This is a genomic window from Nonomuraea sp. NPDC002799 (assembly GCF_053592075.1).
In genome coordinates, this window is record NZ_JBSFVA010000027.1 from 118,503 (window position 1) to 142,388 (window position 23,886).

At 70.7% G+C, this 23,886-nt stretch carries 20 protein-coding genes; 14 read left to right on the top strand and 6 right to left on the bottom strand.

What is annotated here, in order from left to right; translation table 11 throughout:
* Positions 1-49 precede the first annotated feature (49 nt).
* Positions 50-1,078, bottom strand: a complete 1,029-nt coding sequence (locus ACWD0F_RS36675) for a LacI family DNA-binding transcriptional regulator (protein ID WP_449884378.1) — start codon at positions 1,076-1,078, stop codon at positions 50-52.
* Positions 1,079-1,330: 252 nt separating this feature from the next.
* On the opposite strand from ACWD0F_RS36675, the gene ACWD0F_RS36680 reads away from it, so the two are divergent.
* Genes ACWD0F_RS36680 through ACWD0F_RS36710 form a run of 7 tightly spaced genes read left to right on the top strand, consistent with a single transcriptional unit; the run spans position 1,331 to position 11,458 of the window.
* Complete coding sequence (locus ACWD0F_RS36680; RefSeq protein WP_449884381.1) at positions 1,331-3,661, top strand: beta-xylosidase/alpha-l-arabinosidase; 2,331 nt, start codon at positions 1,331-1,333, stop codon at positions 3,659-3,661.
* Positions 3,658-4,623, top strand: coding sequence for an ABC transporter permease (locus ACWD0F_RS36685; RefSeq protein ID WP_449884384.1), 966 nt, complete (start codon positions 3,658-3,660; stop codon positions 4,621-4,623). The genes ACWD0F_RS36680 and ACWD0F_RS36685 overlap by 4 nt, the downstream gene beginning before the upstream one ends.
* Entirely contained in the window at positions 4,617-5,495 is an 879-nt protein-coding gene (locus ACWD0F_RS36690) for a carbohydrate ABC transporter permease (protein WP_449884387.1), read from the top strand. Before ACWD0F_RS36685 ends, ACWD0F_RS36690 begins: the two co-directional genes overlap by 7 nt.
* 51 nt (positions 5,496-5,546) lie before the next feature.
* Positions 5,547-7,187 carry an ABC transporter substrate-binding protein gene (locus ACWD0F_RS36695; RefSeq protein WP_449884389.1) on the top strand — a complete coding sequence of 547 codons (1,641 nt, stop codon included), beginning with the start codon at positions 5,547-5,549 and terminating at the stop codon, positions 7,185-7,187.
* On the top strand, positions 7,187-8,704 hold the full coding sequence (locus ACWD0F_RS36700) for a GH39 family glycosyl hydrolase (RefSeq protein WP_449884391.1): 1,518 nt from the start codon (positions 7,187-7,189) through the stop codon (positions 8,702-8,704). Before ACWD0F_RS36695 ends, ACWD0F_RS36700 begins: the two co-directional genes overlap by 1 nt.
* A 37-nt stretch (positions 8,705-8,741) precedes the next feature.
* Positions 8,742-9,440: a hypothetical protein gene (locus ACWD0F_RS36705; RefSeq protein ID WP_449884394.1), complete on the top strand. Its 699-nt coding sequence runs from the start codon at positions 8,742-8,744 to the stop codon at positions 9,438-9,440.
* On the top strand, positions 9,437-11,458 hold the full coding sequence (locus tag ACWD0F_RS36710; RefSeq protein ID WP_449884397.1) for an alpha-glucuronidase: 2,022 nt from the start codon (positions 9,437-9,439) through the stop codon (positions 11,456-11,458). The genes ACWD0F_RS36705 and ACWD0F_RS36710 overlap by 4 nt, the downstream gene beginning before the upstream one ends.
* A gap of 38 nt (positions 11,459-11,496) precedes the next feature.
* Here the strand turns inward: ACWD0F_RS36710 and ACWD0F_RS36715 are convergent, their stop codons facing one another.
* Together ACWD0F_RS36715 and ACWD0F_RS36720 are read right to left on the bottom strand one after the other, a co-directional pair.
* Complete coding sequence (locus tag ACWD0F_RS36715) at positions 11,497-12,246, bottom strand: GNAT family N-acetyltransferase (RefSeq protein WP_449884400.1); 750 nt, start codon at positions 12,244-12,246, stop codon at positions 11,497-11,499.
* Between the two features lie 79 nt (positions 12,247-12,325).
* Positions 12,326-13,420, bottom strand: a complete 1,095-nt coding sequence (locus ACWD0F_RS36720) for a PLP-dependent cysteine synthase family protein (protein WP_449884403.1) — start codon at positions 13,418-13,420, stop codon at positions 12,326-12,328.
* Positions 13,421-13,555: 135 nt separating this feature from the next.
* Here ACWD0F_RS36720 and ACWD0F_RS36725 point away from each other — a divergent pair, with 135 nt between their 5' ends.
* The 6 genes from ACWD0F_RS36725 (at position 13,556) to ACWD0F_RS36750 (ending at position 20,555) form a co-directional block, all read left to right on the top strand.
* Positions 13,556-14,929 carry an MFS transporter gene (locus ACWD0F_RS36725; RefSeq protein WP_449884405.1) on the top strand — a complete coding sequence of 458 codons (1,374 nt, stop codon included), beginning with the start codon at positions 13,556-13,558 and terminating at the stop codon, positions 14,927-14,929.
* Between the two features lie 49 nt (positions 14,930-14,978).
* Positions 14,979-15,362, top strand: a complete 384-nt coding sequence (locus ACWD0F_RS36730; protein WP_449884408.1) for a PPOX class F420-dependent oxidoreductase — start codon at positions 14,979-14,981, stop codon at positions 15,360-15,362.
* A 261-nt stretch (positions 15,363-15,623) separates the two neighbouring features.
* Complete coding sequence (locus tag ACWD0F_RS36735; protein ID WP_449884411.1) at positions 15,624-16,664, top strand: alpha/beta hydrolase; 1,041 nt, start codon at positions 15,624-15,626, stop codon at positions 16,662-16,664.
* A gap of 180 nt (positions 16,665-16,844) precedes the next feature.
* Positions 16,845-18,251, top strand: a complete 1,407-nt coding sequence (locus ACWD0F_RS36740; RefSeq protein ID WP_449884413.1) for a family 2B encapsulin nanocompartment shell protein — start codon at positions 16,845-16,847, stop codon at positions 18,249-18,251.
* 238 nt (positions 18,252-18,489) lie between these two features.
* Positions 18,490-19,686, top strand: a complete 1,197-nt coding sequence (locus ACWD0F_RS36745; RefSeq protein ID WP_449884416.1) for a family 2 encapsulin nanocompartment cargo protein terpene cyclase — start codon at positions 18,490-18,492, stop codon at positions 19,684-19,686.
* Positions 19,683-20,555 carry a geranyl diphosphate 2-C-methyltransferase gene (locus tag ACWD0F_RS36750; RefSeq protein WP_449884419.1) on the top strand — a complete coding sequence of 291 codons (873 nt, stop codon included), beginning with the start codon at positions 19,683-19,685 and terminating at the stop codon, positions 20,553-20,555. The genes ACWD0F_RS36745 and ACWD0F_RS36750 overlap by 4 nt, the downstream gene beginning before the upstream one ends.
* Before the next feature lie 378 nt (positions 20,556-20,933).
* On the opposite strand, the gene ACWD0F_RS36755 is transcribed toward ACWD0F_RS36750, so the two are convergent.
* The 3 genes from ACWD0F_RS36755 to ACWD0F_RS36765 form a co-directional block, all read right to left on the bottom strand.
* Complete coding sequence (locus tag ACWD0F_RS36755) at positions 20,934-21,101, bottom strand: hypothetical protein (RefSeq protein ID WP_449884422.1); 168 nt, start codon at positions 21,099-21,101, stop codon at positions 20,934-20,936.
* Positions 21,102-21,172: 71 nt separating this feature from the next.
* Entirely contained in the window at positions 21,173-21,574 is a 402-nt protein-coding gene (locus ACWD0F_RS36760) for a hypothetical protein (protein WP_449884425.1), read from the bottom strand.
* A gap of 1,069 nt (positions 21,575-22,643) precedes the next feature.
* Positions 22,644-23,255, bottom strand: a complete 612-nt coding sequence (locus ACWD0F_RS36765; protein WP_449884428.1) for a hypothetical protein — start codon at positions 23,253-23,255, stop codon at positions 22,644-22,646.
* 443 nt (positions 23,256-23,698) lie between these two features.
* On the opposite strand from ACWD0F_RS36765, the gene ACWD0F_RS36770 reads away from it, so the two are divergent.
* Positions 23,699-23,886 (top strand): hypothetical protein (locus ACWD0F_RS36770; protein ID WP_449884430.1); only part of this gene is annotated, 188 nt, incomplete at its 3' end.

The following is a 23,886-nucleotide window of genomic DNA, read 5'->3' on the forward strand; positions in this document are numbered from 1 at the left end:
CTCAGTCAACTGGATCTTGACAGGTCGAGCGTAGAGCACGCATAAGCTTTCAGGCGGGCGGGGCGGTGCTCTCCCGGACGACCAGCTCGTTGACCAGGTCGATGCGGCTCGTCGCCAGGTCCGCGCCGCGCGCCAGATCGAGGAGCATCTGGGTGGCGATGCCCGCCATGTCGCGCAGCGGCTGGTTCACCGTGGTCAGCGCGGGGTCGATCCAGGAGGCCACGGGCAGGTTGTCGTAGCCGATCACCGACAGCTCGCCGGGGACGTCCAGGCCGAGCCGCCGCGCCGCCCGCAGCACGCCCATCGCCTGCATGTCGGAGCCCGCGAAGATCGCCGTCGGGCGGTCGGGGCGGGCCAGCAGCGCCATGCCGTGCTCGTAGCCGCCGTTGACCTCGAAGTTGCCGTACCGGATCAGCTCGGGATCGACCTTGAGCCCCGCCTCGTCGTGCGCGAACTGGAAGCCGGCCACCCGCGCCCGGCTGCACAGCACGTCCTGCGGCCCCGAGATCACCGCGATCCTGCGGTGGCCCAGCTCGACGAGGTGGCGGGTGGCGAGCAGGCCGCCGTCCCAGTTGTTCGAGCCGACCGTGGGCACCGAGGCGGAGGTCGCGCTGTCGGTGTCCACCACGACGAACGGGATGTGCTGACGCCGCAGTTTCTGCTGCTGGGCCTGCGTCAGGCCGCACAGGACGAACAGCACGCCGACGGGCCGGCGCCCGAGCACGCCGTTCAGCCACTCCTCCGGTGGCCGGTGCGCGCCGCCGAGCTGCGAGAGGACGATCTCGATCTTCGAGGTGGCGGCCACGGCCTCGACCCCGCGCATGATCTCCAGCCCCCACACGGAGTCCCACTCGTGGAAGACCAGATGGAGCTGGCCCGTGTCGGCGGGCTGGCGCCTGGTGCGGCGGCGGTAGCGGTGCCGGGCGAGGCTCGCCTCCACCCGGGCCCGGGTGTCGGGCGCGACGTCGGGATGGCCGTTCAGAACCTTGGAGACCGTCGCCGCGGAGACGCCGACCTCGTCGGCGATGGTCGCGATCGTCGCCGGTCGAGGAGGGGCGGCGGAGCGGGAAGTTGTCATCGAAGTCTCATCTTAGTTTCCGAAACTTTCGGGCAATTTTAGGTCGGGGTGGAGCACCGGCTGGAGCCCGGTTTGGGTGATCGTTGCGGCTCTGAGAGGCAACATAGCAGTTGGCAGACCTCTTGACACGCCCGAAATGGGCCCTTAAGTTGCCGCAATATTACTCAGATCTTCTTGAAAGTTTCGGCGTCACAAGCGCGTAACGCTGTTGTGAGCAGCGCGTGAGGCGTCGGCATCAGCCGAAGGGATGGCATGAGGGGCCAGGTACCAATCGACACAGGCGCCCGCTGGCGGGACGAACGCTTGTCTCCCGCTGAACGGGCCGCGGCGCTCATCCCGCTCATGACCCTGGAGGAGAAGATCGCCCAGCTCGCCGGAGTCTGGGTCGGCGCCGACGCGTCGGGCGGCGGGGTCGCCCCGCACCAGTCCGACATGGAAGGCGTGCGGTGGGGTGACGTCATCGCCAACGGGCTCGGGCAGCTCACCCGCCCGTTCGGGACCGCGCCCGTCGATCCCGTCGCCGGCGCCCGCTCGCTGGCCGCCTCGCAGGCGGAGATCGTGGCGACCAGCAGGTTCGGCATCCCCGCCCAGGTCCACGAGGAGTGCCTGACCGGCTTCGCCGCCTGGCGGGCCACCGTGTACCCGGCGCCGCTGAGCTGGGGCGCCTCCTTCGATCCCGGCCTGATCGAGGAGATGGCCGGCCGGATCGCCCGCTCCATGCGCGCCGCCGGCGTGCACCAGGGCCTGGCCCCCGTCCTCGACGTCACCCGCGACTACCGCTGGGGCCGCACCGAGGAGACGATCAGTGAAGACCCCTATCTGGTCGGAACGGTCGGCGCCGCCTACGTCCGGGGCATCGAGGGCGCCGGCGTCGTCGCCACGCTCAAGCACTTCGCCGGCTACTCCGCCTCCCGGGGCGGCCGCAACCACGCGCCGGTGGCGATGGGCCGCCGTGAGCTGGCGGACGTGATCCTGCCGCCGTTCGAGATGGCCCTGCGCCTGGGCGGCGCCCGATCGGTGATGAACTCCTACGCCGAGATCGACGGCCTGCCCGCCGCCGCGGACGAGAGCCTGCTGACCGGCCTGCTGCGCGAGGAGTGGGGCTTCACCGGCACGCTCGTCGCCGACTACTTCTCCATCAGGTTCCTGCACAAGCTGCACCGCGTCGCCGCCGACGGGACGGACGCGGCCCGGCTCGCCCTGCGTGCCGGGATCGACGTCGAGCTGCCCACCGTCGACACCTTCGGCGCCCCCCTGGTGGACGCGGTCAAGGCCGGGGACGTCGACGAGGCGCTCATCGACCGCGCCCTGCACCGGGTGCTCACTCAGAAGGCCGAGCTGGGCCTGCTCGACGCGGGCTGGCAGAGCCTGCCGGACGGCCCCGAGCAGGTCAGCCTCGACGACGCCGGCAGCCAGGACCTGGCCCTGCGCCTGGCCAGGGAGTCCCTCGTCCTGCTGCGCAACACCGGCGCGATCCTGCCCCTGGCGCCCGGCCGGCGAGTGGTCCTCGTGGGGCCGGTCGCCGACGACCCGATGGCGATGCTCGGCTGCTACGCCTTCCCCGCGCACGTCGGCCCGCATCCCGAGCACGGGCTCGGCCTGGACCTCCCGTCGCTGCGCGAGGCGCTCGGCGCGCTGGTGCCCGGCCTCGCCTACGAGCGGGGCTGCGACATCAGCGGCGGCGACACCTCCGGCATCGCCGCGGCGGTCGCCGCCGCCGCGGCCGGGGACGTCTGCGTGCTGGCCGTCGGGGACCGGGCGGGCCTGTTCGGCCGCGGCACCTCCGGCGAGGGCTGCGACGCCACCGACCTGCGGCTGCCGGGCGTGCAGGCCGAGCTGGTCCGGGCGGTGCTGGCGACCGGCACCCCCGTGGTCCTGGTGCTGCTGGCCGGCCGCCCGTACGCGCTGGGGGAGGAGGCCGACGCGGCCGCGGCCATCGTCTGCGGCTTCTTCCCCGGCCAGCGCGGCGGCCAGGCGCTGGCCGAGGTGCTCACCGGCGCGGTGAACCCGTCGGGCCGCCTGCCGGTCAGCGTCCCGCGTGACGCCGGCGGCCTGCCCTCGACGTACCTGTCGCCGCCGCTGGGCCGCCGCACGGAGGTGTCGTCGGTCGACCCGACGCCCGCGTTCCCGTTCGGGCACGGCCTCGCCTACACGACCTTCGAGTGGAGCGAGGCGGGCGCGAGCGGCCCGGCCGAGTGGCCGGTCGACGGCGAGACGACCGTCGGGATCACGATCCGCAACACCGGCGAGCGGTCCGGCGCCGAGATCGTCCAGCTCTACCTGCACGACCCGGTCGCGCAGACGACGCGGCCGGAGGTGCGCCTGATCGGCTACGCCCGCGTCCCCCTGGAGCCGGGACAGGCCGCCCGCGTGACGTTCGAGGTCCCGGCCGACGTCACGTCCTTCACCGGCCTGCACGGCCGGCGCGTCGTCGAGCCGGGCGACGTCGAGCTGCGCTTCGGCCGGTCGAGCGCGGACGTGGCGGCGGCCGTGCCGCTGCGCCTCGTCGGCGCCGAGCGCGCGGTCGGCCACGAGAGACGGTTGCAGCCGCTGACGCGCGTGGAGCCGGAGGTCGCGGGATGAGCACCATGAAGACGCCGGCCCCACCGGTGCGCGAGGCGGCCCCCCACCGGCGCCCGCCCCGCGCCGCCTGGCGCCGGGCGCTGCGCCGCGACTGGCAGCTCTACTCGCTGGCCATCCTGCCGCTGCTGTTCTTCGCGATCTTCCGGTACGTGCCGATGATCGGCAACATCATCGCCTTCCGGCGCTTCGAGCCCGGCGGCGCCGTGCTGGGCGAGTCGTGGGTGGGCCTGCGCTACGTCAAGATGTTCCTCAGCGACCCCACGTTCTGGAAGGTCTTCACCAACACGCTGTTCCTGGGCGGGCTGACCCTGCTGTTCTGCTTCCCGCTGCCGATCGTGCTGGCCCTGCTGCTGAACGAGGTCAGGAACCGCTACCTCAAGCGGTTCGTGCAGTCGATCTCCTACCTGCCGCACTTCCTGTCGGTCGTGATCGTGGCCGCGGTCGCCATGCAGCTGCTCTCCGTCGACGGGCCCGTGAACCAGATGGTGAAGGTGCTCGGCAACGAGCCGATCACCTTCCTCCAGCAGCCGGAGTGGTTCCGCACGATCTACGTCTCCTCCGAGATGTGGCAGACCGTGGGCTGGGGCACGATCCTCTACCTGGCCGCGCTCACCACGATCGACGACCAGCTCTACGAGGCGGCCCGGATGGACGGCGCCAGCCGGTGGCGGCAGGTCTGGCACGTGACGCTGCCGGGCATCCGGCCGACCGTGATGACGCTGCTGATCCTCAACATCGGCACGTTCATGGCCGTGGGATTCGAGAAGGTCCTGCTGCTGTACAACCCCCTGACCTACCCCACCGCCGACGTGATCTCCACCTACCTGTTCCGGATGGGCGTGGTGTCCAGCAACTTCAGCTACGCCGCGGCGATCGGGCTGTTCGAGGCCATCATCGGGCTGATCCTCGTCCTGTCGGCGAACGTGATCTCCCGCCGCACAGTAGGGACGAGCCTGTGGTAACAGCCGGCACGAGCAGGGGCTACCGCGTCTTCCAGGCGGTCAACGCCATCATCCTGACCGGCGTCGTGGTCGTGACGTTGTACCCCTTCGTCAACATCATCGCCCGGTCGTTCAGCGAGGAGCGTTACATCACCGCGGGGCAGGTCAACCTGATCCCGCGCGGGTTCAACCTCACGACGTACAAGATCGTGGCGTCGGATCCGATGTTCTGGACGAACTACCGCAACACCGTGCTCTACACGGTCGTGGCCACGATCATCTCGATCATCCTGACGACCTGCTACGCCTACGTGTTGTCGAAGAAGACCCTCAAGGGCCGCAACACCATGGTGGGCATCGCCCTGTTCACCATGTTCTTCTCGGGCGGGCTGATCCCCAACTACATTCTGGTCACCAGCCTCGGGCTGAAGAACAGCATCTGGGCCATCGTCCTGCCCAACGCCATCAACGTCTTCAACCTCCTGGTCATGAAGGCGTTCTTCGAGAGCCTGCCGACCGAGCTGGAGGAGGCCGCCGCCATCGACGGCCTCAGCACCTACGGCATCCTGTTGCGGATCGTGTTGCCGCTGTCGAAGGCGGTGATCGCCACGATGGTGCTCTTCTATGCCGTCTCGTTCTGGAACTCGTGGTTCGCGGCGTTCCTCTACATGAACGAATCGGACATGTTCCCGGTGACGGTCTACCTGCGCAACCTCATCGCCGGGGCCACCGGGGCCGAGAACGCCGGCGCCGCGGTCGCCGAGGTGTCACAGGCCGCCGCCAACATCCAGTCGGTGGCGATCGTGCTGACCGTCCTGCCGATCCTGGCGATCTACCCCTTCGTCCAGAGGTTCTTCGTCTCTGGCGTCATGCTCGGCGCGGTCAAGGGCTGATCCTCGCCACTGCTTCCCCACCACTCTGATCACGGAAAAGGATTCCCCCCGATGCGCGAAATATCACGACGTCAGGCGATAGTCGGCCTGGGCGCGTTCACGCTCCTGCTCGCCGGTTGCGGTGAGGACGAGGCTCCGAAGAAGGGCACCCAGGACCTGGCCTCGAACAAGGCGGGCGCGATGGCCAACTACGGCGTCAACCAGCAGTTCAAGGCGACCGAGGCGGTCTCGTTCTCCATCCTGTACAACAACCACCCCAACTATCCGATCAAGAACGACTGGTTGTTCTGGACGGAGCTCGGCAAGCGGACCGGCGTGACGCTCCAGCCGACGGTCGTGCCGCTCAGCGACTACGAGCAGAAGCGCAGCCTGCTGATCGGCGCCGGCGACGCGCCGTTCATCATCCCGAAGACCTACCCGCACCAGGAGGAGGCCTTCGTCGCCTCGGGCGCGCTCCTCCCGGTCAGCGACTACGTCGACCTGATGCCGAACTTCAAGGACAAGATCGCCAAGTGGAACCTGCAGGGCGACCTGGACACGCTCCTGCAGTCGGACAACCGCTACTACCTGCTGCCCGGCGTCCACGAGGAGATCTGGATCGACTACTCGCTGGCCGTGCGGACCGACATCCTGGAGAAGCTCAAGCTTGAGGTGCCCAAGACCTGGGAGGACCTCTACGCCGTGCTCAAGGCCATGAAGGCCGAATATCCCGAGCAGTACCCGATGACGGACCGCTGGGGCATCCCCACGCCCGGCGGCAACCTGCTCAACATGCTCGCCCAGGCCTACGGCACCCAGGCCGGCTGGAACTACCACAACGCCACCTGGGACGCCACCGCCGGCACGTTCGTCTTCACCGGCGCGATGGAGCAGTACAAGCAGATCCTGACCTACCTGAACAAGCTGGTGAAGGAGAAGCTGCTCGACCCGGAGAGCTTCACCCAGACCGACGACGCCGCCAAGGCGAAGTTCGTCTCCGGCAAGTCCTTCGTGATCAGCACCAACGCGCAGACGCTGATCAACGACTACCGGCCGACGCTGACCAAGGACGTCCCTGGCGCCAAGATCGTCAAGATCCCGACGCCGTACGGCCCGCTCGGCGAGGTCAAGCTCGGCTCCCGCCTGGAGAACGGCCTCATGATCTCCAAGAAGGCCGCCGAGCACAAGAACTTCGTGGCCATGATGCAGTTCGTCGACTGGCTCTGGTACTCCGACGCGGGCGAGGAGTACGCCAAGTGGGGCGTCGAGGGCGTCACCTCCACCAAGGACGCCTCCGGCACGTACAAGCTGGCCGATGACGTCGACTACGTCGGCCTCAACCCCGGCGCGCCCAAGCACCTGCAGAAGGACTTCGGCTTCGGCAACGGCGTCTTCGCCTACGGCGGCACCACCAAGCTCCTGGAGTCCACGTTCTCGGAGGAGGAGCTCGCGTTCCAGAAGGTGATGAAGGCCAGGAAGGCCCTGCCCCTGGACCCGCCGCACCCCTTCACCGAGGAGGAGCGCGAGCAGGCGACGTTGTGGGAGACGCCGCTGCAGGACTACGTCACCCAGAACTCGCTCAAGTTCATCCTCGGCCAGCGTGACCTCAGCGAGTGGGACGCCTACGTCAAGGAGCTGGACTCCAAGAACGTCTCCTCCTACATGAACCTGGTCAACACCGCTTACGAGCGCTTCAAGAAGGCCAACGGCTGATGCGGATCCGTGTCCCCGGAGAACCCTCGGGACGGCTGTCCGACGCCTGGCGGCTCTGCGTCGGCACCGGCCGCTTCGAGCTCGCGCTGCGGCGCGACTACCAGGATTCGCTGGCCCTGGTCCAGCGGGAGATCGGTTTCCGGTACATCCGGGGGCACGGGCTGCTGAGCGACGGCGCGGGCGTCCACCAGCCGTACGAGTACGGGGGGTCGCGGCACGTGCGGCACTCCTTCACGTACGTGGACCAGGTGATCGACGCCTACCTCGACCTCGGGATCGCCCCGTTCCTGGAGCTGGGCTTCATGCCCTCCGGGCTGGCCTCCGGCGACCAGACGGTGTTCTGGTGGCAGGGCAACGTCACCCCGCCCAGCTCCTGGCAGGAGTGGGCGGCCCTGGTCCGCGCCACCGTGCGGCACCTGATCGACCGCTACGGCCTGGAGCAGGTGCGCACCTGGCCGATCGAGGTGTGGAACGAGCCGAACCTCAAGGACTTCTGGCAGGACGCCGACGAGGCCGCCTACCACCGCCTGTACGAGGTGACCGCGCGCACGATCAAGGACGTGGACGCCTCGCTGCAGGTCGGCGGCCCGGCCATCTCGCCCGGATCCGACGGGTGGATGACGCGGTTCGCCGACTTCGTCACCGAGCGCTCGGTCCCGGTCGACTTCGTCAGCCGCCACGCCTACACCTCCGGACCGGCCCAGCACGTGCCGTTCGGCGTGCACCAGACGCTGGCGCCCGCGTCCGGGCTGCTGGAGCAGTTCGCGACCCCGCGACGGCAGCTCCAGGGCACCCCGCTGGCGGACCTGCCGGTGCACATCACGGAGTTCAACTCCTCCTACCGGCCCGACAACCCCCTGCACGACACCGCGCTGAACGCCGCCTACCTCGCCCCGGTGCTGGCTGCCGGGGGAGACCTGGTCGACTCCTTCTCCTACTGGACCTTCAGCGACATGTTCGAGGAAGCGGGGATCCCCACCTCGATCTTCCACGGCGGCTTCGGGCTGCTGACCCACCGCCAGATCAAGAAGCCCACCTACCACCTGTACGCGTTCATGGCCCGGATGGGCGAGCACGTCCTGGCCTGCGGCGACGACCACCTGGTCACCCGGGACGCCGCCGGCCGCGTCACCGTCCTCGCCTGGGCTCCGGTGGACGTCACCGGCGCCGCCCCCGTGGACCGGCACACCGTGCGCCTGTCGATCCCGCTCGGCGACGCCACCACGGCCTTCGCGCTCCGCTCGTCGGTCAGCGACGAGCAGGGCAACGCCTGGGCGGCCTGGTGCGACATGGGCCGCCCGCGCTCCCCGCGCCCCCGGCAGCTCGACACGCTCAGGGAGCTGGCGGAGCCGGTCCGCACCCACACGAGCCTGCCGGTCGCCGGCGGGCACGCCGACCTCGACCTCACGCTCGGCCGCCACGAGGTGACCCTCGTGGAGCTCACGGCGGTGGCGGACGAGACCCCGCCATGGTGGGATGACAGCCGCATCCTCGGCCTGGGAGAGACGACGCGATGATCGACGTGACAGCGGGCGGCCTGCGGGAGACGACGCGATGACCGACGTGACAGCGGGCGGCCGTTTCGGACAGGGGCCGCTCTCGCGCGCCGCCGCCCTCATCTACACCTGGCTGGTCGTGGAGCTGCTGCTGCTGGCCGCCACCGTGCCCGGCCTGGCCGGGCTCATCCTGCTCGACCGCGACGCCAGCAACGTCCCGCTCGCCGCGCTCTGCGCGCTCCCGCTCGGCCCCGCGCTCTCGGCCGCGCTGCACGCGCTGCACCACCGCCGCCGTGACCTCGGCGACCTCTCGCCGGCCAGGGCGTTCTGGCGCGGATACCGGGCCAACGTCCGCGGCGTCATGAAGATCTGGGTCCCGTGGCTCGCCGGCCTGGCCGTCGTCGCCACGAACCTGGCCAACTTCGGCGCCGCGGGCGTCCCCGGCTGGTGGGCGGCGCTGCTGGTGGTGATCGCGCTGGCGGCGACCCTCTGGGCCGCCAACGCCCTGATGATCACCTCCCTGTACGCGTTCCGCCCGGCGGACGTCGCCCGCCTGGCCTCCTACTTCCTCGTCCGCACGCCCGGAGTCACCGTCGGCAACGCCTGCCTGCTGATCGTGGCGGCCGGCATCACCCTGTACACCTCGGAGGCGGTCCTGGCGCTGCTGGCGTTCGCCCTCGTGGCGGCGCTCCTGCGCAACGGCCGTCCGATGATCGCCGAGATCGAGGCGAAGTTCACCCGCGGAGGACTCTCGTGACCATCCCAGAACCGGCCGGCGCCCACGCCGCCTGGCTGCCGCCCGAGGCGTTCCGTCCCCTCGGCTCCCGCCGCGTCCTCGTGCCCGGCCCCGGCGCCGTGCACGACGAGGTCGCGCACGCCTGCGCCCGCCACGGCGGCACCCTGAGCCTGAGCGGCGAGGCGGATCTGGTGCTGGCGCTCGCCACGGCCGGCCCGCTGCCCGCCGCCGCGCACGCGGTGCGCGCGGCGTACGGCGAGGACACGATCGGCGAGGAGTCCTATCTGCTCGCCCGCCACGAGGGTGTCACCGTGGTGCTCGCCGACGACCCGGCCGGCCTGCTCTACGGCCTCTTCCACGTGGTCAGGCTCGGCGAGGCGGCCTTCGCCGGCGGCCGGCCCCCGGAGCGCCACCGGCCCGCGACGCGCCGGCGCATGCTCGACCACTGGGACAACATCGACGTGCACCCCGTGATGGGCCCGGTCGAGCGCGGCTACTCGGGCGGCTCGATCTTCTGGCGGAACGGCGCCCTGACCGGCGACCTGACCAGGGTCCGGGCCTACGGGCGGCTGCTGGCCGCGTGCGGCGTCAACGCGATCACGGTCAACAACGTCAACGTGCACGCCACCGAGGCCCACCTGCTGACGGACCGGCTCGGTGACGTCGCCGCCATCGCCGGGGCGCTGCGCCCGTACGGGATCCGCGTGCACCTGTCGGTCACCTTCGCCTCGCCCATCGCCCTCGGCGGGCTGCCGACGGCCGACCCGCTCGACGAGGGCGTGCGCGCGTGGTGGGCGGCGACCACCCGGCGGGTGTACGAGACGATCCCCGACTTCGGGGGCTACGTGGTGAAGGCCGACTCCGAGGGACAACCGGGGCCGTTCGCGTACGGGCGCGACCACGCCGACGGCGCGAACCTGCTCGCCGGCGTCCTGGAGCCGTTCGGCGGGGTCGTGCACTGGCGGGCCTTCGTCTACGACCACCGCCAGGACTGGCGCGACCGCTCGACCGACCGGGCCCGCGCCGCGTTCGACCACTTCGCCCCGCTCGACGGCCGCTTCAGCGACAACGCGATCGTGCAGGTCAAGCACGGCCCCATCGACTTCCAGACGCGCGAGCCGGTCTCCCCGGTGATCGCCGCCATGCCCGGGACCCGGCTGGCGGTCGAGCTGCAGGTGACGCAGGAGTACACCGGCCAGCAGCGCCACGTGTGCTACCTGGCCCCGATGTGGCGCGAGATCCTCGGCTTCCGCCCCTGGGGAGAGGACGGCCACGACGTCGCCTCCCTCGCGACCGGCGGCGGCATCATCGCGGTCTCCAACGTCGGCGACGACTTCTACTGGACCGGCCATCCGCTCGCCCAGGCCAACCTGTACGCCTTCGGCCGCCTCGCCTGGGCCCCCCACCTGGACCCCGCCGCCGTCCTCGACGAGTGGATCGGCCTCACCTTCGCGCCGGTGGCGAGCGGCGCCCAGGAGCCGCTCCGGCAGGCGCTGCACACCATGATGGACGGCTCCTGGCAGACCTACGAGCGCTACACCGCCCCGCTCGGCGTCGGCTTCATGGTGCGCCCCGGCCACCACTACGGCCCGGACGTGGACGGCTACGAGTACACGCCGTGGGGCACCTACCACTTCGCCGACCGCGACGGCGTCGGCGTCGACCGCACCCGCGCCACCGGCACCGGCTTCACCGGCCAGTACCCGCCGCCCTGGTCGGAGGTGTACGAATCGCGCGCCGAGTGCCCCGACGAGCTGCTGCTCTTCTTCCACCACGTGCCCTACGAGCACGTGCTGCGGTCCGGCTCCACCGTCATCCAGCACATCTACGACGACCATTTCGCGGGCGCCGAGGAGGCGGCCGGGATCCGGCTCGTCTGGGAGAAGCTGGCCGGGACCGTGGATCCGGCGCTGTACGCCCGGGTGCGGGAGCGGCTCGACGAGCAACTCCGGTGCGCCGAGGAGTGGCGCGACCAGATCAACACCTACTTCTACCGCAAGTCAGGCATCCCCGACGCCCGGGGCCGCCGCATCCACTGACCGGCGGCCCGCACCTCCCCAGCGACCGCGCCCCCTGATCAGGGCAGGGAGATGTGCAGGACCTCGCCGACCTTGTGATAGCCGACGCGCGCGTAGACCCGGGCGGCGCCGTCGTCGCCCGGGGTGAGGAACGGGACGCGGATCCCGCTCTCCGCGCCCGCGCGGGTCAGGAAGGCCGTGACCGCGCCCGCGATGCCGCGCCGCCGGTGGGAGGCGCGGACCGCGATGCCCGCGACCTCGGCGATCCCCCGATGCGGGCACCCGATCTGACCGCCGCCCACGACGTCGCCGGTCGTGGTGTCCACGGCGGCGGCCACGAACCCGCCGCCGTCGAGGACCCGCCGCAGCCGTGCCACGTCGTGCTCGTTCGCCTCCGGCGCGTCGAACGCCGCGTTCATCACCGCCGCGACCCGCCAGAGCCCGGGATCGTCCGTCACCGAGGCGACCCGTACGGCGGCGTCCACGGGAGCGTCCACGACCTCCTCCGGCGGGCACACCAGCAGCGGGTAGCGGCCCTCCACCGTGAATCCGGCCGCGAGCAGCGTGCTTTCCAGCTTCGGCGCCGCCTGCGGCACGTATTCCAGCCGGGGCGTCCTGCCGCGCTCGCGGAAGGCCGCCACGAGCCCGGCGACCTCGTCCTCGGTGGGGTCGGCGCCGTCGTCCGGGATGGCGTAGTTGAACGGGGGCGCGGCGTCGTGCTCGTCGAACCGGATCAGGAACATCCCGGCCCGGTGGCCCTGGGCCCCCGCCATCGACCGGAGGTAGGCATGCACGTCGGCGTCGAACACGTGGGGGTCCTTTCCAGCCGGTGCCCGGCTGATGCGGCGGCGATCACTCCGACAGATCGTAGACCCGGCCGCGCGCGGCTCAGGCGCCGACGTCCGGCCGGAAGTCGCCCGTGGCGTCGTACGCCTTCAGCGCCGCCGTGTAGGGCGCGATGTCGATCCCCTGCTCCACCAGCCACCCGTCGTCGAAACAGGTGCTCAGATACCGCTCGCCCGAGTCGCACAGCAGCGTGACGACGCTGCCCTGCTCGCCGGCCACGCGCATGCGCTCGATGAGGCGCAGGGAGGCCCAGACGTTCGTGCCGGTGGAGGCGCCCGCCGTACGGCCCATGCGGCCCGACAACCACCGCATCGTGGCGATCGACGCGGCGTCCGGCACCTGCTCCATGTCGTCGATGACGCCGCCCACGAAGGACGGCTCCACGCGCGGCCGCCCGATGCCCTCGATGCGCGACTGGGTGGTCATGGTGACGTCGGAGGTGTCCCGGATCCAGCCCTCGTGGAACGCCGACCCCTCGGGATCGGCCACGAGGACCCGGGTGGGGTGGCGGCGGTAGCGCACGTAGCGGCCGATGGTGGCCGACGTTCCGCCGGTTCCCGCGCTGACCACGACCCAGGAGGGGATGGGATGCCGCTCGGCGGCCATCTGCTCGAAGATGGACTCGGCGATGTTGTTGTTGCCGCGCCAGTCGGTGGCCCGCTCGGCGTAGGTGAACTGGTCCATGTAGTGCCCGCCGCGCTCGGCGGCGATCTGGCGGGCCGCGTCGTAGACCTCGGCGGAGCGGCCGACGAAGTGACATCGGCCGCCGTGCCACTCGATCAGCTCGACCTTCTCGCGGCTCGTCGTGCGGGGCATGACGGCGATGAACGGCAGGCCCAGCAGCCGGGCGAAATAGGCCTCGCTGACCGCCGTCGAGCCGCTGGACGCCTCGACGATCGTGGTGCCGCGGTGGATCCAGCCGTTGCACAGCGCGTACAGGAAGAGGGAGCGCGCGAGCCGGTGCTTGAGGCTGCCCGTGGGATGCACGGACTCGTCCTTCAGGTACAGGTCCACGCCCGGCGCGCCCGGCAGGGTGACGGCGTGCAGGTGGGTGTCGGCGCTGCGGTTGGCGTCGGCCTCCACCCGCCGCACGGCCTCGGCGATCCAGTCGCGGTCTTCGATCGATGTCTTCGGCACGCTGCCCAGGCTAGGGGCCGCTCGGGAGCGGTCGGGACGGGCCCCCTGCCTGTTCGGATTGACGATGGTTCGGACTGCCAACTAATCTAGTTCGCCTTACCAACTATTCGTACTACGAACTAGAAGGGCTTCACTGTGACTTCCGGGAACCGGATCCTCGCGGCCCTGGGCACGGCGGTCTTCGGCTACTCCCTCATGCAGACCGTGGTGGTCCCCGCCCTCGGCCTGCTCACCAGGGAGCTGAACACCTCCGCCACCTGGTCGGCCTGGATCCTCAGCGCCTTCCTGCTCTCCAGCGCCGTCCTCACCCCGCTGCTCGGCCGCCTCGGCGACCTGTACGGCATCCGCCGCGTGATGATCGGCGTGCTGATCGCCTACGCCGTCGGCATGGCGGGCGCGGCCCTCGCGCAGGACATCGGGCAGCTCATCGTGGCCCGCGTCGTGCAGGGCTCCGCGCTGGCCGTGGTGCCGCTGTCGATGGCGGTGCTGCGCGAGGCCCTGCCGCGCGAGCGGCTGCCGTTCGCCATGGGCCTGGTCTCGGGCATCGTCGGCGCCGGAGCCGGAGCCGGGCTGGTGGTCGGCGGGTTGCTGGCCGACTACCTGTCCTGGCGCTACCTGTTCGTGCTCGGCGCGCTGCTGGCGCTGGTGAGCCTGCTGGCGGTGTCGCGCTGGGTGCCGGCCGGGCGGCGCGCCGTGGCGGGCCGCCTGGACCTGCCGGGAGCCGCGCTGCTGGGACTGAGCCTGGTCGCGGTGCTGCTCGGCCTCACCCAGGGACCCTCGTGGGGCTGGGCCTCCGCGCCGGTGCTCGGGCTGTTCGCGCTGGGGGTGGTGCTGCTGGCCGCCCTCGTCGTGGTGGAACGGCGCAAGAACGATCCGCTCATCGACATCGGCGAGCTGACCGACCGGCCCATGCTGGCCACACACGCCGCCGCCCTGCTGTTCGGCGCCGGCTCCTACTTCTTCTACCTGGCCATGCCACTCTTCGCCCAGCAGCCGGCCGGCTTCGGCGCCTCGGTCACCCTCGCCGGGCTGCTGATGTTGCCGGGCATGCTGGCGATCATCCCGGCGGGCATGGCCGTCGGCAGGACCACGGCGACGTTCGGGCCGCGCGGGCCGCTGGCGGCCGGGTTCCTGCTGTTCGCGGTGGGAGCGGCGCTGATGGCCCTGGCCCACACCGCCCAGTGGCAGCACCTGGTGTTCTACGGGATCATCGGGGCCGGGTCCGGCCTCATCATGGGCGGCCTGCCCAAGCTGATCTCCGACATCGTGCCGCTGGAGCGCACCGGCACCGCCAACGGCATCAACAACATCATCAGGACCGTCGGCAGCGTCGTCGGCAGCCAGCTCGCCGCCGCGGTCATGGCCTCCAGCGCCTCGACCGGCGCGGGCGTGCCGGACTCCGCCTTCACCTCGCTGTTCTGGCTCGGGGCCGGCGCGGCGGCGATCGGCGCGGCGGTCTCCCCGCTCGCCGTACGGCGCGCAGCCGCCCTGGCGGAGAAGGCCGCATGAGCCTCTTCAGTGACCCGGGACTCACGTACCTGTTGATGGAGAGGACCGCATGAGCCTCTTCAGTGACCTGGAGCTCGCCTACCTGCTGGCGGAGCAGCGGCTGGGCAGGCTGGCCACCGTCGGCGCCGACGGCATGCCGCACGTCGCGCCGGTCGGCTGGTCCCTCGACCCGACCTCGGGTGTGATCGAGATCAGCGGGCGCAACTTCGGCCGGTCGAAGAAGTTCAGGGACGTGGGCCGCACCGGCCGCGCCGCCCTGGTCATCGACGACGTGCTGCCGCCCTGGCGGCCGCGCGGCGTGGAGATCCGGGGCCACGCGGAGGCCATCGGCGGCGCCCGTCCGAAGATCGTGCTGCGCCCCTCGCGCATCGTGAGCTGGGGCCTGCACGACGGCGCGACCATCGAGGACACCTACCGCGGCCGCGACACCTGACCGCGACGGTGGCGCCGAAGCGGGCGCCGAAGCGGGCGCCGAAGCGGGCGCCGAAGCGGGCGCCGAAGCGGGCGCCGACGGGGACGCGACGGGGCGGAAGGCGCCCCGCAGCGGTGCGGGCGGGTGGTTCGGCGGGTGGTTCGGCGTTGTCCTGCCGCCGCCGGGCCGCCCGTTCCCGCGAACGGCCCCGGCTCCGTCTCTGGTCCTGCGCGGGCGGACAATGATCCCGCCGCGCCCGCACACCGGACGAAAAGAGAGACCGTGCCGTTCAACCCGTACCTCGCCGAGAAGCTGCACCTGCTCCAGGGCATCACCTGGAGCGACGCCGACTCCGACCCGGCCGCCGCCGAACGGCTCGCGGGCTATTTCGAGGACCCGGCGCCGTGGACGTTGCCGGAGGTGACGGTCGAGGACCTGCGGATCGACGGGCCGCACGGCCCCATCCCCATCCGTACCTACCGCCCCCGGGGCACCCCGGGCTCGGCCCTGCTGTGGGCGCACGGCGGCGGCTTCTCGGCCGGCGACCTGGACATGCCGGAGGCGCACGTCGTGAGCGCCGAGCTCGCCGCCCGCGCCGGCGCCTTCGTCGTGTCGGTCGGCTACCGGCTGGCCGTGAACGGCGTGCGTTACCCCGTGCCGCTGGACGACGTCGAAGCGGCCTGGCACTGGCTCACCGGCGAGAACGCACCAGGCGGTCCGGATACGTCCGGCGGTGCGGCTACGTCCGGCGGTGCGATCGCGTCCAGTGGTGCCGCTGCGATCGCATCCAGTGGCACGGCTGTGTCCCGCGATGCGATTGCGTCGGGGCGCGTCGCCATGGGCGGTGCCAGCGCCGGGGCCGCGCTCGCGCTCGCGGCGGCGCTGCGCAACCGGGACCGGGGGCATCGGGCCGCCGATCTGCTGCTCCTCGCCTACCCCTTCGCGCACTTCCCCAACCCGGCCCTCGACGACGCGACGGCCGCCGAGATGGTCGCGCTCCCCGCCACCATGCGCTTCCCCGTCGCCTCGATCGAGGACATGGTCGGCAACTACGTGGGCCGGATCAGCGACCTTCCGCCCGACGCGCTCCCCGGCGCCGCCCGGCTCGGCGGCCTGCCCGCCACGCGGCTCGTGTTGTCGGAGTACGACGACCTCAGGCCCTCGGGTGAACTGCTCGAACGCCAGCTCCGCGAGGCCGGAGTCCCGGTCGAGGCGTACCTGGCGAAAGGCATGCCGCACGGCCACCTGAACCGCACGCCGTCTCTCGAAGAGGTCGACGCGTCACTGGACCAGCTCGCCGCCGCGCTCCGCGCCCTCACCTGATCGGCAAGATCACCTATCTCGCAGGCGAGCACCCCTTTACCAACGGGATACTCTACGGATAGTATCTGTTTGATTACTTTCAGTAGTGATTACCTGTCAACCTCCGGACATCCCTGGCCAGTATGAGTCGGTCCGGGATGTCACAAGGGTGCGATCCACGATCTGCGATTGCGAGGAAACATGCCCACGGAGCCAACGGAGCCCCTCACGGAGTCGCGTTTGAGCCTGGACACCCGGGCCGCGCGCAACCTGGCCACCACCACCAAGACCCGTCCGCAGATGCAGGCCATCACCTCCCGCTGGCTGCTGCGCATGTTGCCCTGGGTCGACGTGAGAGGCGGGACCTACCGGGTCAACCGCCGGCTGACGCACGAGGTCGGGCGCGGCCGGGTGAGCGTGGCGCAGAGCGGGGGAGACGATGTCCGGATCATCCCGGAGACGCTCGCGGAGCTCCCCGCGCTGCGCGGCTTCGACGACGAGGACGTGCTGAGGGCGATCGCCGCGACGTTCACGCCGCGCGAGATCCAGGCGGGCGAGGTCATCGTGGAGGCGGGGGCGCCGGTGAGCGAGACGTACGTCATCGCCCACGGCCGCCTCGAACGGCTCTCCACCGGCAAATACGGCAGCACGGAGGTCCTCGGCGTCATCGCCGACGGCGACCAGTTCGGTGACGAGGCCCTGGGCCAGGCCGAGCCGCGCTGGTCGTGCACCGTCCGGGCCGCCACCGCCGGCACGATCATGGTGTCGCCCTGGTCCGGCTTCCAGCGCATCCTCGACGCCTCTCCCGCTCTGCGGCGCCACATCGAGCACTACCTGGAGAGCGCCCGCAAGCCGGTCAACCGGCGCGGCGAGGCCGCCGTCGACGTCGCCGCCGGCCACGTGGGGGAGCCCTCCATCAACGGCACGTTCGTGGACTACGACCTGCACCCCCGCGAGTACGAGCTCGGCGTCGCCCAGACGATCCTGCGCGTGCACAGCCGGGTGGCCGACCTCTACAACGATCCGATGAATCAGATCGAGCAGCAACTGCGCCTGACGATCCACGAGATCCGCGAGCGCGAGGAGTGGGAGCTGCTCAACAACCGCGAGTTCGGGCTGCTCCACAACGCGGACTACGGTCAGCGCATCCACACCTGGTCAGGGCCGCCCACCCCCGACGACCTCGACGACCTGATCAGCATGCGCCGCAAGACCCGCCTGCTGCTCGCCCACCCCAAGGCCATCGCCGCGTTCTTCCGCGAGTGCAACAAGCGCGGGCTGGTGCCCGGCAGCGCCACCGTCGAAGGCCACGAGGTGCCCGCCTGGCGCGGCATTCCGATCTTCCCCTGCGGCAAGATCCCGATCTCCGCCCACCACACCACCTCGATCGTGGCCATGCGCACGGGCGAGGACGACCAGGGCGTCGTCGGCCTGCATCAGCTCGGCATCCCGGAGGAATACGAGCCCGGCCTGAACGTGCGCTTCATGGGCATCAACACGCAGGCCGTGATGTCATACCTGGTCAGCGCGTATTTCTCGGCGGCGATCCTGGTCCCCGACGCGATCGGGATCCTCGAGAACGTCGACATCGCGGCCCAGCGCTCCTGACCCGATAGGTGATGTCACAGGCCGACCTCTTGACCCCGCTCGGCGACATCGCGGCTCAGCACATGGACTCGTCCGGGGACTTCGCGGTCCAGCGTATCGACCTGTTCGGAGACATCGAGGCTCAGTGCTCGCAGCTCTCCTCGGGGACCTGGCAGTGCAGTGCTCCTGACTTCGTACAGCAACATCGCCGTCCGCCATCGCAGCCCCGCACGTTCGGCGCCCTTCAGGAAGAGACGTCATGCTCGCAGACGAGACCGCACGGCCGGCCCCCTCGGCTCCGCTGCCCGCAGGGCCCACGGGCCTGGGGGCCTCGGCACTCCGCCTCCCCGAGATGGATCGGCCTCCAGATCCCAGCCCCGACGAGGGCGACGGCCACCGCTCCGCCGGCCTCCGCAAGCTCTCCCTCTCCTCCTTCACCGGCGGCGTGCGCCCGCCCGTCCTCGCTCCGCTGCCCTACGTGGAGCGGGAGTGGGGCGACGGGTCGTACCCGCCGCTGTACTGCCCCGCGACGGTCCGCGTCGACGATGACCTCGGTGACGAGGTCAACCGGCGGCTGGTGGCCTGGGCGGAGCAGGCCGGCCTGCACGAAGGGCGGATGACGGAGTTCGCGGACACCGGGTACGGGCGGCTGGCCATGCTCGCCCACCCCGACAGCGACGACCCCGACCTGCTGCTCATCGCGGCCCAGATGAACGCCGCGTGGTGGGCCACCGACGACTACTACGCCGACGAGACCGACCTCGGCGCCACGCCCACCGAGCTGCCGCCGAGGCTGGCCCTGGTGACGTCCGCCCTGGACCCGCCGCCGTACGCGGGCGACTACACCCGCCGGCTCGAAGAGGCGATCCAGGCCGACCCCGTCCTCGTCTCGCTCCGCTCGGCCATCCGCCACCTCGCCCGCCATGCCACCCCCTCGCAGGTCATGCGCATCCGCGGCATCACCTCGCAGATGTACGTGAGCTGGACCGCCTACGCCGCCTGGCGCTACCTGGAGACGCCGCCGCCCGTCTGGCGCTACCTCGCCGCGCGGCAACACGACAGCTTCTACACCTCCATGACCCTCATCGACATCGTCGGCGCCTACGTCTTGTCCGCCGACCTCTTCGGCGAGAGCGGCTTCCACACCGCGCTCATGCAGGCGGGCACCGCCAGCGTGATCGTCAACGACCTGCACTCCGTCACCAGGGAGGCGGCCGACGAACTACCCGACTCCAACGTCGTCCTGCTCATCGCCCAAGAGGAGGGCTGCTCCACCCGCGACGCCACCGAACGTGCCGTCCACCTGCACAACGACTTCGTCAGAGGCTTCGAGGAGAGCCAGCGCAAGCTGGCCGCCATCCCGTCCCCGGAACTGCACCGGTTCCTGCGCGGCGCGCAGGGCTGGATGGGCGGATGCCTCGAATGGCACGGCACCAGCAGCCGCTACAACTCATGAAGGGAACCCATCCGGTGACCACCCACACAGAATCATCCGTCCTCAGCAGCCTCTACCAGCATTCCGTCGCGGACTACTGGAACGCCGAACGGAACCCGGTCAACCTCCGCCTGGGTGAGGTGGACGGCATCTACCACCATCATTACGGCGTCGGCGCGGTGGACTGGTCGGTCTTGAACGGCCCCGAGGACACCCGCGAGAAACGAGTCGTCGAGGAGCTGCACCGGCTGGAGTCCGCACAGGCCGACCTGCTCATCAGCCAGCTCGGCACACTGCGCCCCGAGCACCGGGTCATGGACGCCGGCTCGGGCCGCGGCGGCTCCAGCATCCTGGTCAATGCCCGGAGCGGCTGCCAGGTGGACGGCATATCCATATCGCAGTCCCAAGTGTCGTTCGCCAACGAGCAGTCGAAGAAGCGCGGCGTGGAGGACAAGGTGCGCTTCCACTTCCGCAACATGCTCGACACCGGCTTCGAAACTGGAACGTTCCAGGCGATCTGGAACAACGAGAGCACGATGTACGTCGAACTCTCTCTCCTGTTCGCCGAGCACGCCCGCCTCCTGGCCCGTGGCGGCCGGTACGTCTGCATCACCGGCTGCTACAACGACGCCTACGGTCTGCCGTCCCGGGCCGTCAGCCAGATCAACGCCCACTACATCTGCGACATCCATCCGCGCAGCACCTACTTCAAGGAGCTGGCGGCCAACCGCCTGGTCCCGATCAGCGTCGTCGACCTCACCGCCGCGACCATCCCGTACTGGGAACTGCGGGCCAAGACGGCGCTGGCCACCGGCATCGAGACGGCCTTTCTCGACGCGTACAAGAACGGCAGCTTCCAGTACCTGCTGATCGCCGCCGACCGCGTCTGACCACCCTTTCCCCAGCCTTCCATGACCGAGCTGCCATAACACAACCACCTGCCCCGCCCACCACCCACGGACCCTGTTGGCGAAGTAGACGAAGAGAAGAAGCGGCCTCGTGATCACGGGGCCGTTTCTGTGCTGAGTGGCAGTCCGGTCGTTGTTCGGCCGACTTCGTAGCAGGCCGGAGGGGTACCTGGGCCGCGAGATCGGAGTCTTCCCAGGTCTATGCGGCCCCGTTCCTGCTGTGAAGTGCCCGACGGAACCGTCCGGGTAGCGCGAGCGGCCTTGCCGGGCGGAAGCCCAGCCATCCGGATCCGCGCCGCCCTCGGAGGCATCTACGAAGACGAGCAGTTCGTGGACCTGTTCTCATCGAGGGGGGTCACCTCAACCATCCAGGCAACTGAGGATCAGACGGGCCACCTCATGTGGGGCATCCGGGTGCAGGTAGTGGCCGGTGGCAAGGTCGGTGAGGGAGAGCAGCGGAGTCTGCTCGGCGGCGGTCACCAACTCGCGGGCGAAGCCGCGAACATAGGCGTCGAAGGCCGCCGACACCTCCAGGCCGCCGTCCGATCCGTGGGTGCGCGGGGCCCAAGGTGGTGGGCGACAGGCTTGGCAGAGGACGGTCATTCGCTGGGGCCGAGCTTGAGTGCCGCCCAGACTGCGGCGCCCGCGAAGGCGGCCGTGCCGGCGAGGGCGACCAGCACCCACAGGCCCGCGTTGCCGTTGCCGTTTCCGGTGTTGTTGCCGGCGCCGAGCGGGACGGCGACGGCCCGCGACGGTGACGGCGAGGCGGCCGCGCTCAGCCCACCCGGCGTGGCCCCCGCATCGTCTCCGGACGTCTGGGATCCGGCGTCGTCCTGGGGTTTCGTGGCGTCTTGAGCGCCCGCATCCTCTCGCGAACCCGCTTCGCCTTGGGACTCGACGCCGTCCTGAGCATCGGTGCCGTCCAGGGCTCCCGCGCCTTGGCCCCCCGACCCGTCTCGGGCTGCCGCGCCCGGTGCGCCTGACCCGTCCTGGCCTCCCACGCCTTGGGCCCCCGACCCGTCTCGGGCTGCCGCGCCCGGTGTGCCTGACCCGTCCAGGGCTGCCGCGCCTGGTGCGCCTGACTTGCCTGGTGTTTCCGAACCGTCTGCGGACCGGGCGTTCCGAGTCCCTGACCCGCCCGGAGGTCCCGAACCGTCTGAGGAGCCCACGCCATGTGACCCTGAACCGCCTGCCGACCCTGGGCGGGCGCGCGATGCGCCGGAGCTCGCGTCGCCCTGGGGCCTGGAGGCGCCCGTGCCGCCCGTTGTCGGGCTGCCGGTCGACGGCTGCTTCTGCTCACGAGCGGGCCGTCCGGCGTCGGCCGTCTTCTTGGTCACCGGCTTGGGCCGGATGCGCCGCTCCGTCCGCCCGCCGGCCGGAGAGCCGCCGGCCGGCCCGCCGCCTGCCCGGCTTCGTCTGCCGGGGCTGGAATCGTCGTCATCGCCCTCACCGTCATCGTCGTCATCGGCGAAGGCCGCCGAGACGAGCGTGATCGCGGGCATAGCCCCCGCGCCGCCCGTCTGGATGACGCTGTTGGTGTGTCCAGTGCCGCTGGTGTGTACGGCGGAGTCGTTGGTGTGTCGAGTGCCGTTGGTGTGTGCGGCGGCGTCGCTGGTTTTCCCAGTGCCGTCGGTGTGTGCAGTGCCGACGCTCTGGGCCGTGGCGCTGATCCGTGTTGTGCCGTCTCTCTGTGCCGCGGAGAGCCCGGCGTTGGCGTTGGCGCCGGCCGCGAACGCGGCCATGGCGATCAGCAGAAGCCACCCCCGGACGACAACCATCAGAGCTCCCCTCGGTCGTGTCGTGTTTCGGTCCTCATCTTGCGGATGTGCGATGGCTCCTGCATGAGCCGCGGATGAGAGCACTCTCATGTCGTGGCGAGGTGGTGAACGGGAAACCCGATCGGTTGCTGACGTGCGAGCCCACCATGGTGGCCGCCATGACGCGGAAGCGCGGGTCGAGCTCCGCGCGCCCTCATTCGCGCCCTTGGCAGATCGGTGTCTCGCGCTCGGGTAGGAGGTCGGGCTTCTCACGCCCGGGTACGTCGGCTGTGCCCGGGTACGTCGACTGTGATCACTCGCCGTGCGAAGGCGAGGGACTGCCAGAGGCCGCCGGAGACCCAGGGGCCGCCGGCGATCCTGTGGACCCCGGCGATCCCGTGGACTCCGGGGACGGTGTGGGCGGGGCGGTCGCGGCGGACATCGGGGACGCCGGCTCCGCCGGCGAGGGGTTCAGGCTGGCGAACTGGCCGGTCTTCAGCTTGACCGGCACGATGATGCGCACGGGCCCGGCGTTCCGGAAGAGGAACGTCATCGGCACCGTGGTGCCGCGCACGCCGCTGACCGTGAACAGCGGCCGCTCGCCCACGCCGACGGGCTGGTTGGGCGGCAGGGCGATCGGGCCGGGAAGGCGGACGGTCCCGCCTCCTTCGAGGGTGATGCGTTCGAGCTGGTCCGGCCGGTGACCCTCGTTGATCAGCACCACGAACAGTCCCTGCTCAGGGGCGGGCGAGGCCGGGTCCGTGCCGTTCAGGAGGAAGGCGTTGCGCACGTGCACCCCGGTTCCGACGTCGGCGTTGGCGCCGTCGTTCTGGGGAAGCCACCGCGAGGAGGTGTCGATCTCCGTTTTCGCGCAACCGGCGGCGGCCAGGGTCACGGCGATGACGGCAGAGACGATGGGACGCATCGCTGTGCTCTCCTCTCGGCACCCAACGTTACTTTTCCGCTACCCGGGAACGTCTGCCTGAACCCGCAGTGCGCGGGAAAGCCCTGGTCACGGGGGATGGGCGGCGCGATTTGTGCCAGGACCGGCGTGGACGGGCGCCCTGGATGAAAGTTTCAGCGGGAACCCGCAGGTCGGCGGGGGAGGCGGCGCGGGTGGTTTGACGGCCGTCCCCGCTCGTGCGATCAAGGCACGAGCGGGGACGGCTTCGCGTTCAGGAGGGGCCGCCGCCCGAACGGCCGATAGCCGTACGGGGCCGCCACCTGAATGGCCGATTCCCGTAGGGACCCGGTTCCTGAACGGCCGATTCCCGTACGGAGCCGGCGCGTGAACGGCCGATTCCCCCTGTGGAGCCGGCGGCTTGCGAATGTTAGCGCTACCAGCGATCGAGCGGCCCGGAGGTGCGCATGAAACGCCTGGCCATCCTGCCCATCCTGCTCTTGGCCTACCTTCTCTTACCCATGGACAACGCCCTGGCCGACACCAACGTGGCCAGGAGCGCCACGCCGTCGGCGTCGTACACCTCGCCGTGGGAGAGCGTGGCGGCGATCAACGACGGCATCGACCCGACCACCTCCAACGACACCGTCAACCG

What these genes read in the sequence shown, in the direction of transcription:
- ACWD0F_RS36680 (WP_449884381.1), top strand. Translation starts at nt 1,331, where the DNA reads ATGAGGGGCCAGGTACCAATCGACACAGGCGCCCGCTGGCGGGACGAA.
- ACWD0F_RS36675 (WP_449884378.1), bottom strand. Translation starts at nt 1,078, where the DNA reads ATGACAACTTCCCGCTCCGCCGCCCCTCCTCGACCGGCGACGATCGCG.
- ACWD0F_RS36730 (WP_449884408.1), top strand. Translation starts at nt 14,979, where the DNA reads ATGAGCCTCTTCAGTGACCTGGAGCTCGCCTACCTGCTGGCGGAGCAG.
- ACWD0F_RS36765 (WP_449884428.1), bottom strand. Translation starts at nt 23,255, where the DNA reads ATGCGTCCCATCGTCTCTGCCGTCATCGCCGTGACCCTGGCCGCCGCC.
- ACWD0F_RS36745 (WP_449884416.1), top strand. Translation starts at nt 18,490, where the DNA reads ATGCTCGCAGACGAGACCGCACGGCCGGCCCCCTCGGCTCCGCTGCCC.
- ACWD0F_RS36695 (WP_449884389.1), top strand. Translation starts at nt 5,547, where the DNA reads ATGCGCGAAATATCACGACGTCAGGCGATAGTCGGCCTGGGCGCGTTC.
- ACWD0F_RS36685 (WP_449884384.1), top strand. Translation starts at nt 3,658, where the DNA reads ATGAGCACCATGAAGACGCCGGCCCCACCGGTGCGCGAGGCGGCCCCC.
- ACWD0F_RS36700 (WP_449884391.1), top strand. Translation starts at nt 7,187, where the DNA reads ATGCGGATCCGTGTCCCCGGAGAACCCTCGGGACGGCTGTCCGACGCC.
- ACWD0F_RS36750 (WP_449884419.1), top strand. Translation starts at nt 19,683, where the DNA reads ATGAAGGGAACCCATCCGGTGACCACCCACACAGAATCATCCGTCCTC.
- ACWD0F_RS36705 (WP_449884394.1), top strand. Translation starts at nt 8,742, where the DNA reads ATGACCGACGTGACAGCGGGCGGCCGTTTCGGACAGGGGCCGCTCTCG.
- ACWD0F_RS36740 (WP_449884413.1), top strand. Translation starts at nt 16,845, where the DNA reads ATGCCCACGGAGCCAACGGAGCCCCTCACGGAGTCGCGTTTGAGCCTG.